Source organism: Streptomyces melanogenes, assembly GCF_014649795.1.
Classification (GTDB): domain Bacteria; phylum Actinomycetota; class Actinomycetes; order Streptomycetales; family Streptomycetaceae; genus Streptomyces; species Streptomyces noboritoensis.
The window spans coordinates 346,685-361,536 of sequence record NZ_BMTS01000003.1; the positions used below are offsets into that span (position 1 = coordinate 346,685).

The 14,852-nt window shown below is 72.8% G+C and carries 13 protein-coding genes and 1 riboswitch; of the genes, 9 read left to right on the plus strand and 4 right to left on the minus strand.

The features are described 5' to 3' along the window. The first annotated feature begins 20 nt into the window (after window positions 1-20). A riboswitch (SAM riboswitch) is annotated at window positions 21-138 on the plus strand. Between the two features lie 240 nt (window positions 139-378). Continuing rightward, window positions 379-1,770: an aminotransferase class V-fold PLP-dependent enzyme gene (locus IE252_RS08635; RefSeq protein WP_229848123.1), complete on the plus strand. Its 1,392-nt coding sequence runs from the start codon at window positions 379-381 to the stop codon at window positions 1,768-1,770. 185 nt (window positions 1,771-1,955) lie between these two features. On the opposite strand, the gene IE252_RS08640 is transcribed toward IE252_RS08635, so the two are convergent. Continuing rightward, the gene (locus tag IE252_RS08640) at window positions 1,956-2,237 is read right to left on the minus strand and encodes an Lrp/AsnC family transcriptional regulator (RefSeq protein WP_067158275.1); all 282 of its coding nucleotides are present in this window, start codon (window positions 2,235-2,237) and stop codon (window positions 1,956-1,958) included. Next, window positions 2,234-2,977 carry a rhomboid family intramembrane serine protease gene (locus IE252_RS08645; protein WP_190088716.1) on the minus strand — a complete coding sequence of 248 codons (744 nt, stop codon included), beginning with the start codon at window positions 2,975-2,977 and terminating at the stop codon, window positions 2,234-2,236. Before IE252_RS08645 ends, IE252_RS08640 begins: the two co-directional genes overlap by 4 nt. Window positions 2,978-3,167: 190 nt before the next feature. On the opposite strand from IE252_RS08645, the gene IE252_RS08650 reads away from it, so the two are divergent. The 5 genes from IE252_RS08650 (at window position 3,168) to IE252_RS08670 (ending at window position 8,613) form a co-directional block, all read left to right on the plus strand. Then, window positions 3,168-3,413: a hypothetical protein gene (locus tag IE252_RS08650; RefSeq protein ID WP_101387980.1), complete on the plus strand. Its 246-nt coding sequence runs from the start codon at window positions 3,168-3,170 to the stop codon at window positions 3,411-3,413. Window positions 3,414-3,456: 43 nt separating this feature from the next. Continuing rightward, window positions 3,457-4,818 carry an NYN domain-containing protein gene (locus IE252_RS08655; protein ID WP_373298527.1) on the plus strand — a complete coding sequence of 454 codons (1,362 nt, stop codon included), beginning with the start codon at window positions 3,457-3,459 and terminating at the stop codon, window positions 4,816-4,818. A gap of 257 nt (window positions 4,819-5,075) precedes the next feature. Beyond that, the gene (locus tag IE252_RS08660) at window positions 5,076-6,098 is read left to right on the plus strand and encodes a C40 family peptidase (RefSeq protein ID WP_190088717.1); all 1,023 of its coding nucleotides are present in this window, start codon (window positions 5,076-5,078) and stop codon (window positions 6,096-6,098) included. Window positions 6,099-6,353: 255 nt separating this feature from the next. Then, a complete protein-coding gene (locus IE252_RS08665; protein WP_190088718.1) occupies window positions 6,354-7,370 on the plus strand; it encodes a C40 family peptidase in 1,017 nt (338 codons plus the stop codon). Window positions 7,371-7,386: 16 nt separating this feature from the next. Continuing rightward, window positions 7,387-8,613: a hypothetical protein gene (locus IE252_RS08670; protein ID WP_190088719.1), complete on the plus strand. Its 1,227-nt coding sequence runs from the start codon at window positions 7,387-7,389 to the stop codon at window positions 8,611-8,613. Between the two features lie 15 nt (window positions 8,614-8,628). On the opposite strand, the gene IE252_RS08675 is transcribed toward IE252_RS08670, so the two are convergent. Further along, on the minus strand, window positions 8,629-9,153 hold the full coding sequence (locus IE252_RS08675; RefSeq protein WP_190088720.1) for a PadR family transcriptional regulator: 525 nt from the start codon (window positions 9,151-9,153) through the stop codon (window positions 8,629-8,631). A 75-nt stretch (window positions 9,154-9,228) separates the two neighbouring features. On the opposite strand from IE252_RS08675, the gene IE252_RS08680 reads away from it, so the two are divergent. Then, window positions 9,229-10,572: an MATE family efflux transporter gene (locus tag IE252_RS08680; RefSeq protein ID WP_190088721.1), complete on the plus strand. Its 1,344-nt coding sequence runs from the start codon at window positions 9,229-9,231 to the stop codon at window positions 10,570-10,572. Here the strand turns inward: IE252_RS08680 and IE252_RS08685 are convergent. After that, window positions 10,530-11,765, minus strand: coding sequence for a glycosyltransferase 87 family protein (locus IE252_RS08685; RefSeq protein ID WP_190088722.1), 1,236 nt, complete (start codon window positions 11,763-11,765; stop codon window positions 10,530-10,532). The two genes, IE252_RS08680 and IE252_RS08685, sit on opposite strands and share 43 nt — an antisense overlap. 107 nt (window positions 11,766-11,872) lie before the next feature. On the opposite strand from IE252_RS08685, the gene IE252_RS08690 reads away from it, so the two are divergent. Together IE252_RS08690 and IE252_RS08695 are read left to right on the plus strand one after the other, a co-directional pair. Then, window positions 11,873-13,015: a glycosyltransferase family 4 protein gene (locus IE252_RS08690; RefSeq protein ID WP_190088723.1), complete on the plus strand. Its 1,143-nt coding sequence runs from the start codon at window positions 11,873-11,875 to the stop codon at window positions 13,013-13,015. A 214-nt stretch (window positions 13,016-13,229) separates the two neighbouring features. Next, on the plus strand, window positions 13,230-14,849 hold the full coding sequence (locus IE252_RS08695; protein ID WP_190088724.1) for a GMC oxidoreductase: 1,620 nt from the start codon (window positions 13,230-13,232) through the stop codon (window positions 14,847-14,849). The last annotated feature ends 3 nt before the right edge of the window (window positions 14,850-14,852 follow it).

Consider the following 14,852-nt stretch of genomic DNA (forward strand, 5'->3'; position numbering starts at 1 on the left):
TATGGCAGGATGCTTTCCAAGGTCATGAGTGACAGCGACTACGGCCCCGGCCCGCTGTCCGGCAACCCTCCGTCCGTGGCGGGGTGCCCCGGGTGAAGACCAGGTCGCAGGCAGCGAGGTCTGCGGCAAGCGCGGACCCCTGCGCACTCCGTTCGGAGTGGCGCGCCCCTGGGGTCCTGGTCCTCAAGGGAGCAGTCTCGTGAGCAAGCGAATGCGATAGGGCCCACCGGCCCCTTTTTCTGTACACCTCCGCGGGCCCGTTCTGCCCGTGTTTCGAGGTCAACCCCCGTGCATCCGGCGCCGGTCGGGCTACCGCCGTGCCGTGCCGTGGGGCTTCACAGTCATTCCTTTCGCCTTGACCTGCCGGGAGATACCGCCATGTCCGCATACGCCACCACCTCCGCCGCCGAGTCCTCCTGCTCCTCCTCCGACGAAGCCTGCTGTGCGGCGCCGCTGCCGGTGCTCGGCCGGGACGTCACCGTGCCGCTGGTCACCGGGGGCGAGGTGACGTACGCGGCCCTCGACTACGCGGCGAGCGCCCCGGCCCTCCAGCGGGTGTGGGACGACGTGGCCGCGTACGCCCCCTACTACGGCAGCGTGCACCGCGGCGCGGGCTATCTCTCGCAGCTGTCCACGGACCTGTTCGAGAACAGCCGGGCGGCGGTGGCGGAGTTCCTGGACTGCCGTGAGGGCGACCAGGTGGTGTTCACCCGCTCGACGACGGACTCCCTGAACCTGCTGGCCCAGGTGGTCCCGGCCGACTGCCAGGTCTTCGTCTTCGAGACCGAGCACCACGCCTCGCTGCTGCCGTGGCGGGACGCGCGGGTGACGTACCTCAACGCGCCGCGTACGCCGCAGCAGGCGGTCCGGACGCTGGAGCGGGCGCTGGCCGACCGGGATCCGTACGGCCCGGCGCTGGTCTGTGTCACCGGCGCGTCCAACGTCACCGGTGAGCTGTGGCCGGTGAAGGAGCTGGCGGCGGCGGCGCACGCGCACGGGGCGCGGATCGTGCTCGACGCGGCGCAGCTGGCGCCCCACCACCCCGTCTCCGTACGGGAGTTGGACGTCGACTGGATCGCCTTCTCGGGCCACAAGCTGTACGCGCCGTTCGGCTCCGGAGTGCTCGCGGGCCGGGCGGACTGGCTCCAGGCGTCCGAGCCGTACCTCGCGGGCGGCGGCGCCTCGCGCAAGGTCGCGCGGCGCGCGGACGGCGGGGTGGACGTCGAGTGGCACACCACGGCGGCCCGCCACGAGGCCGGGTCCCCGAACGTGATCGGCGTGTACGCCATCGCGTCGGCGTGCAAGGCGCTGACGGAGGCGGGGTTCGAGGGGCTGGTGGAGCGGGAGAAGCACCTGATCGCGAAGGTGCGGGAGGGGCTGGCGGCGGTCCCGGAGGTCCGCGTGCTGTCGTTGTTCGGCGACGACGCGCCTCGGGTCGGCGTGATCTCGTTCGTCGTCGACGGCTGGAACAGCTCGCACTTCGCGGCGGCGCTGTCGGCGGAGTACGGGATCGGGGTGCGGGACGGCCTGTTCTGCGCGCACCCGCTGGTCCGCACGCTCCTCGGCAGCGAGCCGCAGGAGGCGGGGGAGTGCGGGGCGCCGGAGGCGGAGCCGGGCGAGCGCTCCCTGAACGCGATCCGGGTCAGCTTCGGGGCGGGGACGCCGGATGAGCATGTGGAGCGGTTTGTGGGGGCGGTGCGGGAGTTGGTGCGGGAGGGTGCGAAGTGGACGTACCACACGGAGGAGGGCCGCTGCGTCCCCGCGGTGTGACCGTGGCTCCGCCCCGGTGGCCCCTTTTCTGGGCTGCGCCCCTGGGCCCCTGTTCGTCTGCGGGCCGTCTGTGGCTGGTCGCGCAGTTCCCCGCGCCCCTAGGTAGTTAGGGGCGCGGGGAACTGCGCGACCAGCCATCCACGGTCCGCAGCCGAAAACCCGCTTCGCTGCCGCCCGCTCCAGGGCTATGCATCGAGGCCGATCGCGAACGCCGCCTCCAGGTCGTGCTGGGAGTACGTCCGGAACGCCACGTGCGTGTCCGTTACCTCCACGCCGGGGATCTTGCTGATGCGGCCGGGGATGATGTCCGCCAGGTCGTCGTGGCGGGCCACCCGGACCAGGGCGATCAGGTCGTAGGTGCCGGTCACCGAGTACACCTCGCTGACGTTCTCCAGCGACGCGATCGACTCCGCGATCTCGGGGATCCGGTCCACGCTGGTCTTGATGAGCACGATCGCGGTGATCACGGCTGGTTCTCTCCCTCGGTGGCGGCCGACGCGGGGGGCTCCGGTCGTTTCGGTCGTTTCACTCTAGCCGCCCCGCGGAATCGGCCCCAGGCGTAGAGAAACCCCAGGCCGAAGCCGACGAGATGGGCCAGGTACGCCACCCCGGGCCCGGCCGGCGCGGCCCTGACCGCCAGCCACTGGAGCACGAACCAGAACACCAGCACCAGCGCCGCCGGAAAGCGCAGCGGCAGGAAGAAGAGGAAGGGGAAGAGGCTGGTCACCCTCGCCCGGGGGAACAGGTAGAGGAAGGCGCCCAGGACACCCGAGATCGCCCCCGACGCGCCCACCAGCGTCTGGTCGGACGACGCGTGCGCCACCGCGTACGCGAGCAGGGCGAGGTAGCCCGCGCCGAGGTAGAACAGCGCGAACCCGATCCTGCCCATGCGCTCCTCGGCCAGCACGCCGAAGACGTAGAGGAAGAGCATGTTCCCCAGCAGGTGCAGCCAGTTGCCGTGCACGAAGAGCGCCGTGAGGGGGGTGACGAGGGCGCCGGGGTCACCGGCCGTCAGTTCGTTCGGGATGACACCCCACCGGGCGAAATACGCGCCCTGCGCCGCGAGCAGCGCGTCCCCCGTCCCGTACGAGGGATTGAGGCCGGACACCGGGCTGACGAGGAAGACCAGGCAGCAGAGCGCCAGGACGGTGTAGGTGACCGTCGGGCCGCGCACCGCCGCCGCGCGCAGGGCGCTCCACTCGATCATGAACAGAGCATGGCGTAACCGGACCGAACGGTACAGACCGCCTCGCCGTGCCGGGGGGTACCCGGTAGGCCGTAGGGTTACGGGCAGTACATCCGCAGTTCGACGGCGCACCGCGAGATCCTGGACGACGAACCGACCGTGTACGAGGCCCGGGCCCCGGCACGGAACCGTGGAAAGAGGTCAGCACCACATGACCAGCGTTCCCCTGCCCACCGCCACCACGCGGTGGCGCTGCACCCTCTGCGGCAATCTGACCCGTTTCGACGTCACCCGCTCGTCGAAGGTCGTCGAGTACGTCCATCTGGACCTCGCCGGAGAGCCGAAGGTCGAGGAACGCGAGGTGGTCAGTGAGACCATCGAGTCGGTGCGCTGCCGCTGGTGCAACGCGGTGGACCAGATCGAGCTGGTGGACAGGCCGGACGCCGGCGCGGAGTAAAAGGGCCCGGACGGGCGACGGACGACAGTTGAGGTGACGGATCGTGGAGCATGCAAGCGGTGCCGAACCGGCCGGTGCGGCCGGTGACGGCCCCGCCGAGGTGCTCGACCGCCCGCTGCCCGAAGGGGTGCGGCGCAGGGTCGTCGCCCTGGTCTCGGACGCCTTCGGCGGGCTGACCGTCGCCGAACTGCCGTCGCAGTTGCGGCAGTACGCCCGTTTCACCCCGACTCGTCGTGCCAAGTTCGCGGGCAACGCCATGGCCGCGGCCCTGGAGTCCGACCCGGTCTTCCGGCAGCGGATCGGGGAGCGCCTGAAGGAGGCGCAGCCGGAGCTGGCGGGCGCCCTGGAGTCCGGCGCGCCGCCCGCGGCCGCCGACCCCGTCGACGTGGCGGCCGCCGCGTACGTGCTGCGGCCCACCGGCTGGGTCAAGTTGGTCGCCGCCGCCGGCGAGGAGGCCCAGCGCGCCGACGCCGAGCGCGCCGACGAGGAGGGCCGGCGCGAGCTGGAGCGGCTGCGCCGGGAGCTGGCCGAGGCGCACGAGCGGCTGCGCACCGAGCAGGAGGAGCTGCGCGCCGATCTGGCCGCGGCCCGCAAGGAAGCCGAATCGCTCCAGCGCAAGCTGCGCAGCGCGCTCAGCGACGTCAAGCGCGGCGAGGCCGCCCTGCGCAAGGTCACCGGTGAGATCGACGGGATCAGAGCGGAGGCGGCGGCCCAGGTGGCCGCCGCCGAGAGCGAGTCGCGGCGGATCAGGACCCGGCTGACCGAGGCCGAGGCATCCGTCGAGGCGAGCCGGCGCGCGGTGCGCGAGGGCCGCTCGATCGAGGACATGCGGCTGCGGCTGCTGCTCGACACGGTCCTGGACGCGGCGTCCGGGCTGCGGCGCGAACTCGCCCTGCCCCCGGCCTCGGTGCGGCCCGCCGACACCGTGGAAGCGGTCGAACCGGGGCAGATGACCCCGAAGGACATCGCGGCCCGCGCGCTCTCCGAGACCGATCCGGCGCTCCTGGACCAGCTGCTCGCGCTGCCGCAGGTGCATCTGGTGGTGGACGGCTACAACGTCACCAAGACCGGCTATCCGACGATGCCGTTGGAGAAGCAGCGGCTGCGGCTGCTCGGCGGTCTCTCCGTGCTCGCCGCGCAGACGGGCGCCGAGATCACCTGCGTCTTCGACGGGGCGGAGCTGGCCGCGCCGGTGCTGCTCGCGCCGCCGCGCGGTGTCCGCGTGCTCTTCTCCAAGCCGGGGGTGACCGCCGACGAGCTGATCCGCCAGCTGGTGCGGGCGGAGCCGTCCGGGCGGCCGGTGGTGGTCGTCTCGACCGACCGCGAGGTGGCGGACGGGGTCGCCAAGGCCGGTGCCCGGCCCGTTGCGTCCGTCATGCTCCTGAAGCGGCTTTCGCGCGTCTAGTAACTCCTGCGCTCAATGCCCGAATTCGGGTGATCGGTTCCCAGCACTCTGTCAAGTGCCCATTACTACGCGTGGGATGACTGTAAAGAATCCTCTCGGCGATCGAATTTTTTCCCATCAGGATTTGAACTGATCACAAGAGGGTCACTAGGGTCGGGGCTCGAACCTTCACGCGGTAGATCACTCGTCCGGGGTGGCCGTGGGGGTCCCGCCGAGTCTGCGCTGTTCGGCGGCTGAGGAAGAAGGAGCTCGCCTTCGTGGCGTCCCACCGTCGACCCAAGCCCGCGAGCCGTACCCGCGTGACCGTGCTCACCGCGACCGCCGCCGCGGCCGTCGCTCTCACGTCCCAGGCCGCGCACGCGGACCCGAAGCCGTCGAAGAGCGAAGTCAAGTCCAAGGTCGACAAGCTCTACGACGAGGCCGAGCAGGCGACCGAGAAGTACAACGGCGCCAAGGAGAAGCAGGACCAGCTGGAGAAGCAGGTCGGCGCGCTCCAGGACAAGGTGGCCCGCGGCCAGGACGAGCTCAACAAGCTCCGCGACGGCCTCGGTTCGATGGCCTCGGCGCAGTACCGCTCGGGCGGCATCGACCCCTCGGTCCAGCTCTTCCTCTCCGCCAACCCGGACGACTTCCTGGACAAGGCGTCCTCCCTGGACCAGCTGAGCGCCAAGCAGACCGAGGCGCTCCAGAAGATCCAGGAGAAGCAGCGCAGCCTGGCGCAGCAGCGCAAGGAGGCCCAGGACAAGCTCAAGGACCTCGCGGACACCCGCAAGGAGCTCGGCAGCAAGAAGGCCGAGACCCAGTCCAAGCTCGCCGCCGCGCAGAAGCTCCTCAACTCGCTGACCGCCGCCGAGAAGGCCTCGCTCGCCTCCGACGACGCCCGCGCCAACCGCGCCAACGAGCGCGCCGACCTCGGCCACGACGTGCCCGCCTCGCAGCGCGGCGCCGCGGCCCTCTCGGCCGCCCAGAGCCAGATAGGCAAGCCGTACGTGTACGGCGCCACCGGCACCGCCTCGTACGACTGCTCCGGTCTCACCTCCTGGGCCTACCGCCAGGCGGGCGTGAACATTCCGCGCACCTCGCAGGCCCAGGCCGGCGCCGGCACCCAGATAGGCCGCAGCCAGCTCAAGCCGGGCGACCTCGTGCTCTTCTACGGCGACCTGCACCACGTCGGCCTCTACGCGGGCAACGGCCAGGTGCTGCACGCCCCCAAGCCGGGCGCCAGCGTCCGCTACGAGGCCATGGACAACATGCCGTTCCAGTTCGGTGTACGCATCTGATCCTTCCGGACAGATAACAACTCGGTTGCCGCGGCCCTCCGAACGGGGGAATTCCGGCGACCCGCGCTGACGCCACGCCCCGCCGGTGACCTGTGTTCTCCGGCGGGGCGTCACTTTGCGTAGATGTCAAGGTCTTTGGACCCTGTGTGGTCGCCCGGCTACTGTCCGGCGTGCGGTTCCCCCCCCGTGACTCGTCCAACTCGTCCGCCCGCCCGGGCGGCAGGGGCCCGCACCAGCGGAAGGAGTGCGGCTTCCTTGGCGTCCCATCGCCGTCCCACGCAGTCCGGCCTCTCCCAGAGCACCCGGGTCACCGTCCTGTCCGCCGCGGCGGCCACCGCGGCCGCGGCCTTCGCGGCGCCCGCGAGCGCCGACCCGGGCGACACCGGCAAGGACCGGGTCGACCGGCTCTTCGCCCAGGCGGAGGAGGCCACCGAGCAGTACAACAAGGCGGACGAGCACGCCGACCAGCTGCGCGAGCAGGTCCACCAGGCCCAGGACAGCGTCGCCCGGGGCCAGGAGCGCATCAACCGGATGCGGGGCGCGCTCGGCGCGATCGCGGGCGCCCAGTACCGCGCGGGCGGCCTGGACCCCTCGCTCGCGCTGCTGCTCTCCGAGAACCCCGACACCTATCTCGACAAGGCCGCCGCCCTCGACCGGATCGGCGAGCGGCAGAGCGCCGAGCTGCGCGAACTCCAGCGGGAGCAGCGGCGGATCGGCCAGCAGCGCACCGAGGCCACCCGCAAGCTCGCCGAGCTGGAGCGCAGCCGCGCCGAGGTCGCCCGGCACAAGCGGACCGTGGAGTCCAAGCTCGCCCAGGCCCGCCGGGTGCTGCTCGCGTTGCCGACGTCCGAGCGGGCCGCCTTCGACCGGGCCTCGCGCACCGGGCGCGGCGAACTGCCCGACCTGAGCGGCGCGGTGCCCTCCTCCGGGCGCGCGGCGGCCGCCGTGGCGGCGGCCCGCCAGGCCGTGGGCAGGCCGTACGTCTGGGGCGCCAACGGGCCGTCCGGCTTCGACTGCTCGGGCCTGATGCAGTGGTCCTACGCCCACGCGGGCGTCGGCCTGCCGCGCACCTCGCAGGCCCAGCGGTACGCCGGGCACCGGGTCTCGCTCGCCGAGGCGCAGCCCGGCGACCTGGTCGCCTACCGCTCCGACGCCAGCCACATCGCGATGTACGTGGGCAACGGCCAGGTGATCCACGCCCCCTACCCGGGCGCGCCGGTGCGCTACGACCCGGTGGGCATGATGCCCATCTCCTCCATCACGCGCGTGTGAACGTACGATCGGGAGGATGGCGTACGGCTGGCTGGGCGGCGGGTGGCGGCGGGCGGCGGGATGCGGTCTCGCCGCGCTGCTGTCGCTGTCCGCCTGCTCGGCCCCGGACGCGGCCCCCGACCCCGTCACCGGACAGGTGCAGCGCGCCCTGGACGGGCGGGCGGCCGCCGTCCTCGGGCACGACGAGCGCGGCTATCTGGCCGCGCTCGACCCGGGCGCGGGGACGCTGCGGGACGCCCAGCGCGCCGAGTTCGCCAATCTGCGCCAGGTGCCGCTGAGCGCCTGGGCGTACCGGGTGACCGGGGTCAGCCGCACCGGCGACCGGGCCACCGCCCAGGTCGAGCTGCGCTACCGGCTCGACGGGTACGACAGCGCGCCGGTGACCTCGGCCCGGGTCGTCGAGCTCGACGAGCGGGCCGGGCGCTGGTACGTGACGGGCGACCGGCCGGGCGAGGGCGCCGCCGAGCCGCTGTGGCAGCAGGGCCCGGTGTCCGTGGTGCGCGGCGCGCACAGCCTGGTCCTCGGCGTCGGCCAGGACCGGCGGACGCTCCAGCAGATCGCGCGCACCGCCGACCGCGCGGTGCCCGCCGTCTCGGCCGCCTGGCCGGGCCGCTGGGCGGACAAGGTGGTGGTCCTGGTGCCCGCCTCGCTCGACGCGATGGCGGCGCTGCTCGGCGCGCCCCCGGCCTCGTACCGGGGGATCGCGGCGGTCACCACCGGCGAGGCGGGCGGGGCCGGGACGGCGCCGGCGGACCGGGTGATCGTCAACCCCGAGGCGTACGGCGTGCTCGGGGACCTGGGCCAGCGGGTCGTCCTCACCCACGAGACCACCCATGTCGCCACCCGCGCCCACACCTCCCCGGCGACCCCGATGTGGCTCTCGGAGGGGTACGCGGACTGGGTCGGCTACCGGGGCACCGGGCGCACCGCCGCCGAGGCCGCGCCCGAGCTCCAGCAGGCGGTGCGGGGCGGCGAGGTGCCCGCCGACCTGCCCGCCGACGCGGACTTCGGCTTCGAGGGCGGTGCGGACCGGCTGGCGCGCGCGTACGAGGGCGGCTGGCTGGCGTGCCGCATGATCGCCGAGCGCTGGGGCGAGGCGAAGCTCGCCGCCTTCTATACGAAGGTGGGCGGGCAGAAGCACCGCGAGGGCGCGCTGGAGAAGGCGATGAACGAGGAGCTGGCCACCTCTCCGAGGGAGTTCACGGCCCTGTGGCGCGCCTATGTGCGCGACCAGCTGGGCTGACCGGCTCCCCGGGGGTCAGCCCTCCAGCTCCTCGATCGCCTCGGCCAGCCACTTCTTCTCCTCGGTGCCGGTCGCGCGGGCGATCCTGAGCATCCCCCGGCGGAACAGGTCGGGGCTCTCCTCGGCCCGTACGGGCTCGCCGTCGCGGTAGAAGAAGCTCGCCGGGGTGTTCAGGAACTCCTGGCGGCGGCGGAGCACGGCGGCCTGCTCGGCCCGGTCGGGCAGCCGCCCCAGGAACGCGAGCACGGTGAAGAACCGCTGCCCGTCGGTGATGTCGACGTCCTTGGGGTGCCGCAGCCGCTCCCGCAGCTCGGCGCGGCCCGCCTCGGTGAGCGAGAGGACCCGGCGCGGTGCGGCGCCGGAGCCGGGCCCGGTGCGCTGCTCCAGTTTGCCCGCCTTCACCAGCCGGGTGATCGCCGGGTAGAGGGCGCCGTCGCTCACCGGCCGGACGTGGCCGCTCAGACCCTTGATGCGCTCCTTGAGTTCATAGCCGTGCAGCGGTTCCTCGTCGAGGAACCCCAGGATCGTCAGCTCCAGCACCCACTTCTCCTCTCGGCCCGGCCATGGTATCTCTTTTCGCTGTACCTCGATTCGAGGTACAGCGAAAAGAGGGGGATGGATCTCGTGTCACACCGCCGACGGCTGGTCTCGCTCGCCCACCCGGTCTACTTCGAGCTCCTGGCGGGCGTCGCGGCCGGGGTGATCGACATGGTCTGGGTGGCCCGGCTCGGCGGGGACCCGGTCGCCGCGGTCGCCGTCGCCACCAACGTGGAGAACCTGCTGCTCGGCCTGATCCTGATGGCGGGCACGGGGACCACGGTCTTGGTCGCCCGGGCCAGGGGCGCCGACGACCCGGGCGGGATACGGGCCGCGGTGCGCGGCGGCTGGGCGCTGTGGGCGCTGATCACGCCGGTGGTCGCGGTCGGCGGGTACCTCGGCCGGGAGCCGCTCGCCCGGCTGGTGCTCGGCGGCGCGGACGAGTCCGTACTCGCCCTGGCGTCCGGCTACTTCGCGATCGCGCTGCCCGGCATGGCGGTCTTCTTCGCCACCAACGTCGTCGACGGCATCCTCAAGGGCGCGGGCGACACCCGCACCCCGATGCGGCTCGCCTTCCTGGCCAACGGGCTGATCCTCGGCCTCGACCCGCTGCTGATCCTGGGGTGCGGGCTCGGCGTCCGGGGCGCGGCCCTCGCCACCGTGCTCGGGCGCTCGGCCGCGCTGGTCTGCGGGCTCGTGGCCCTGCGGCGCAACGCCGTGCTGCGGGCCGCCCGGCACGCGGCCCGGCCCACCGGACTCGGCGCGGAGCTGCGCCGGACGGCGGCGACCGGGCTGCCGATGTCGGCCGACTTCGTGGTCCGGATGGCCGGTTCGCTCGCGCTCGTCGCGATCGTCGCCCGGATCGGCGTCGGCGAGGTCGCGGCCTACGGCATCGCGACCAAGGCGATGTACGCGGCCACCATGGCCTTCTACGCCGTACGCCAGGCCGCGTCCATCCACACCGCCCATCTGCTCGGCTGCGGGCGGGACGAGCGGGTCGCGGTGGGGCGGCAGGCCGCGCTGGTCTCGGGGGTGCTGGGGCTGACGGCCGCGCTGCTGCTGCTCGTGGCCGCGCCCTGGACCATGGCGGCGTTCGGCGCGACCGGCGAGGTCGCGGCGGCCGGCACGCTCTATCTGCGCTGCCTCGGCCCGTACCTCGTGCTGCTCTCCGTCTGCATCGCCCTCGGCGGGGTCTTCGAGGGCAGCGGCGGCAGCCCGATGCTCGCCGGGATCACCGTGTGCGGCGTCGCCCTCCAACTGCCGCTCGCCCTCGGCCTGTCCGGGCTCGGGCTGCCGGGGATCTGCCTGGCGATGGCGCTGTCCATGGGGTTCCAGTGCGCCGCCGTCGCCCATATGCACCGGCGGCTGCGCACGGCCGGTCAGCGGACCAGGACCGAGAACACCCTGGTGCGGACCTGTTGAACCGGCAGCGTGGGGCGGGGGACCGTGCTGCGCCACAGCCGCCGGCACGCGCTCACCGACGCCACCGCGAGGAGCCCGTTGCGGACGAACAGGAGCAGCACCCCCAGCCAGTCGCTCGCCACCACGTGCGAGAACCAGATGGGGAACTCCAGCAGGGTCACGCCCGCGGCGGCGAGTACCAGGTGGGCGGGCCGGGCCATCGGGGCGCCGCCGAAGACCAGGCACACCGCCGCGAGACCGACCAGCCAGATCAGATACTGCGGGCTGATCACCCGGCTGGTGGTGGTGAAGAGCAGCACGGCCGTGAAGGCCGCGTCCGCGAGCGTGCTCGGCCCGGTGCGGCGCGCCCGCAGCCGCCACAGCAGCAGCCAGCCGAACGCCGCCGCCGTCAGCCCCATCGCCAGGGTGGAGACCAGCGGCACGTACGGGCCGAGGAACTCCACCGAGCCGTAGTTGAGCTGCGCCCGGCCGCGCCAGCCGAAGTGGCGGGCCACGTGGAAGACGAGGGCGCCCAGCGACTCGACCTCGGTGCCGCGGTCGCGCTGGAAGGTGAGGAAGGCGAACGCACCGGGCGCCACCAGGTGGCAGCCGAGCAGGAACGCCCCGGCGGTGACGGCCGCCGCCGCCCACGCCCGGCGCGGCGCCCGGGCCAGCAGCAGCACCGGCCACACCTTGAGCAGGGCGCCGAGCGCGGCGAGCGCGCCGAGCACCCGCGGATGGCGGACCCCGGCGAGCAGCGCGGCCACCGCGACCGCCGTCACCATCAGGTCGTAGCGCGCGTACGCGGTGGGCCCGAGCAGGGGGACGCCCCAGACCCAGATCCGGGCGCCCGCGCGGGACCTGCCGGGGCGCCCGGCCGCGTACAGGAGCAGCCCGAGGACCAGCGCGTCGGCGAGGAGCGCGAGGACGAAGAAGCCCGAGGCGTAGTCGAGGAAGGGGACGGCGGCGGGAGAGAGGATCGCGAGGGCCGCGGCCGGGGGGTACTGCCAGGTGACGTCGTCCAGCGGATACGTGCCCGTCTTCAGGACCTCGTACCAGCCCTGGTAGATCACCGAGACGTCGCTGGTGACGTCCGGGCCCGGTACGACGAGGACCCGGAAGACGCAGAGCAGCAGCAGGCACCGGGTGACGGCGAACACCCCCACCACGGCCCGGATGCTCCTCGTGGTCCCTGTGCCGTTTCCCGCCGACATGCCCACCTCGTCCGTAAGACCGGGTTTCTGGAAGTTCGCGCAGTCATGATGCCGGGCGGGGCCGTGCGTGAGCGACGAGGCGGGGCCGTTCGGTACTGTCGGCGGCGATGCACAAGACCTTGATCGTGACCAATGACTTCCCGCCGCGCCCCGGCGGGATCCAGGCGTTCCTGCACAACATGGCGCTGCGGCTGGACCCCGAGCAGCTGGTCGTCTACGCGTCCACCTGGAAGCGGAGCCGGGAGGGCGTCGAGGCGACCGCCGCCTTCGACGCCGAACAGCCCTTCACCGTGGTGCGCGACCGCACCACCATGCTGCTGCCCACGCCCCGGGTGACCCGGCGCGCGGTCGGGCTGCTCAAGGAGCACGGCTGCTCCTCGGTGTGGTTCGGGGCCGCCGCGCCGCTCGGCCTGATGGGGCCCGCGCTGCGCCGGGCGGGCGCGGAACGGCTCGTCGCCACCACGCACGGCCACGAGGCGGGCTGGGCCCAGCTGCCCGGCTCGCGGCAGCTGCTGCGGCGCATCGGCGAGGGCACGGACACGATCACCTATCTGGGCGAGTACACCCGCTCCCGGATCGCGGCCGCGCTGACCGAGCGGGCGGCCGACCGGATGGTCCAACTGCCGCCGGGCGTCGACGAGAAGACCTTCCACCCGGGCTCGGGCGGCGCCGAGGTGCGCGAGCGCCTGGGTCTGACCGACCGCCCGGTGGTGGTCTGTGTCTCCCGGCTCGTCCCGCGCAAGGGCCAGGACACCCTGATCCTCGCCATGCCCGCGATCCTCGCGCGGGTGCCGGACGCGGTGCTGCTGGTCGTGGGCGGCGGGCCGTACGAGGCGGACCTCCACAAGCTCGCCCAGGACACGGGCGTCGCGGACTCGGTCCGCTTCACCGGCTCCGTCCCGTGGGCCGAACTGCCCGCGCACTACGGCGCCGGAGACGTCTTCGCCATGCCCTGCCGTACGCGCCGGGGCGGGCTCGACGTCGAGGGCCTGGGCATCGTCTACCTGGAGGCCTCGGCGACCGGCCTGCCGGTGGTCGCGGGCGACTCGGGCGGCGCGCCGGACGCGGTCCTCGACGGCGAGACGGGCTGGGTGGTCCGGGGCGGGTCGGCGGAGGAGTCGGCGTCCCGGATCGTCACCCTCCTCCAGGACCCGGAACTGCGCCGCCGGATGGGGGAGCGGGGGCGGGCGTGGGTGGAGGAGAAGTGGCGCTGGGACTTGCTGGCGGAGAAGCTGCGGCTGTTGCTGTGAGGGTGGGTGCGGGCCGGTGGGTGGCTGGTCGCGCAGCGGCATTTTTAGGGGCGCGAGGCTGTGACATGTGCGGCTCCGCCGTGTGGGCGCGACCAGCCACACACCACCCGCAGACGAACCACCGCCCCCACCACGTTCACACCCCTGACGGTCACTCAGATTCAGGACAACTTTCCCTCTTCGCGGAAGCCCAAATTCCGCCCATGCTGCGCGCATGACACCAAATCTGACGCGCCGTCACCTCCTGGGTCTCGGCGCCCTCCAGACCGCCGCCCTGCTGGGCCTCACCCGGCTCACCCTCGACCCCGCCCGCGCCGCGCAGGCGCAACCCGCCACCCACACCCCCGCCCTGGTCATCGGCTCCGGCTACGGCGCCGCCGTCGCCGCACTCCGGCTCGGGCAGGCCGGGATCCAGACCCTCGTCCTGGAGATGGGCAGACTCTGGGACACCCCCGCCGGGGACGGCAAGGTCTTCTGTTCGACCGCCGCCCCGGACCAGCGCTCCATGTGGTTCCGCACCCGCACCGAGGCACCTCTCGCCACGTTCCTCTGGCTCGATGTCGTCAACAAGAGCATCAGCCCCTACCCCGGCGTCCTCGACCGGGTGAACTACGGCGACATGTCCGTATACGTGGGCCGCGGCGTCGGCGGCGGCTCGCTCGTCAACGGCGGCATGGCCGTCACCCCGCGCCGCGACTACTTCGCGGAGGTCCTGCCGCAGGTCGACGCCGCCGAGATGTACGGCACGTACTTCCCACGGGCCAACGCCATGCTCGGCGTGAACACCGTCGACCCGGCCTGGTTCGAGTCCACCGAGTGGTACAAGTTCGCCCGCACCTCGCGCAAGGCCGCCCAGAACGCGGGCCTGAAGACCGTCTTCGTGCCCAACGTGTACGACTTCGGGTACATGCGGCGCGAGGCGGCCGGCACCGCCACCAAGTCCGCGCTCGCGGGCGAGGTGATCTACGGCAACAACTACGGCAAGCGGTCCGTCGACAAGACCTACCTCGCCGCGGCCCTCGGCACCGGCAGGGTCACCATCGAGACCCTGCACCACGTCCGCGCCATCCGCAGACAGCCCGACGGGACCTACGTGGTCACCGCCGACCGCACCGACCTCACCGGCAAGGTCGTGGAGACCCGGGAGATCGGCTGCGGAAAGCTCTTCCTCGGCGCCGGCAGCCTCGGCACCACCGAACTGCTGCTGCGCGCCCGCGAGACCGGCGCCCTGCCCGCCCTCGACCCGGCCGTCGGCACCGGCTGGGGCACCAACGGCAACATCATGACCGCCCGCGCCAACCACATGTGGGACACGGTCGGCGCCAACGAGGCCACCATGCCCGCCCTGGGCATCGACGACTGGGACAACGCGGCGAACCCCGTCTTCGCCGAGATCGCCCCGCTGCCGATGGGCTTCGAGCACTGGGTGAGCCTGTACCTGGCGATCACCAAGAACCCGCAGCGCGGCACGTTCACGTACGACCCGGCGACCGACTCGGCCAGGCTCAACTGGACGAAGGCGCAGAACCAGCCCTCGGTCGACGCCACCAGGCGGCTCTTCGACCGGATCAACCTCAAGAACGCGACGATCTACCGGTACGACCTGTTCGGCAACAACACGCCGTTCGCGGACGACTTCTGCTACCACCCGCTCGGCGGCTGCCCGTTGGGGCGGGCGACCGACGGCTACGGGCGGGTGAAGGGGTATCCGGGCCTGTACGTCACCGACGGAGCCCTCGTGCCCGGCTCCATCGGCGTCAACCCGTTCGTCACGATCACGGCGCTCGCCGAGCGCAACCTGGACCGCGTCCTCGCGGAGGATTTCGCGGCCTAGGCC

Bases quoted from the DNA above. Each gene is read 5' to 3' on its own strand.
- IE252_RS08635 (WP_229848123.1), top strand. From the start codon at position 379: ATGTCCGCATACGCCACCACCTCCGCCGCCGAGTCCTCCTGCTCCTCC.
- IE252_RS08645 (WP_190088716.1), bottom strand. From the start codon at position 2,977: ATGATCGAGTGGAGCGCCCTGCGCGCGGCGGCGGTGCGCGGCCCGACG.
- IE252_RS08650 (WP_101387980.1), top strand. From the start codon at position 3,168: ATGACCAGCGTTCCCCTGCCCACCGCCACCACGCGGTGGCGCTGCACC.
- IE252_RS08670 (WP_190088719.1), top strand. From the start codon at position 7,387: ATGGCGTACGGCTGGCTGGGCGGCGGGTGGCGGCGGGCGGCGGGATGC.
- IE252_RS08680 (WP_190088721.1), top strand. From the start codon at position 9,229: ATGGATCTCGTGTCACACCGCCGACGGCTGGTCTCGCTCGCCCACCCG.
- IE252_RS08685 (WP_190088722.1), bottom strand. From the start codon at position 11,765: ATGTCGGCGGGAAACGGCACAGGGACCACGAGGAGCATCCGGGCCGTG.
- IE252_RS08690 (WP_190088723.1), top strand. From the start codon at position 11,873: ATGCACAAGACCTTGATCGTGACCAATGACTTCCCGCCGCGCCCCGGC.
- IE252_RS08695 (WP_190088724.1), top strand. From the start codon at position 13,230: ATGACACCAAATCTGACGCGCCGTCACCTCCTGGGTCTCGGCGCCCTC.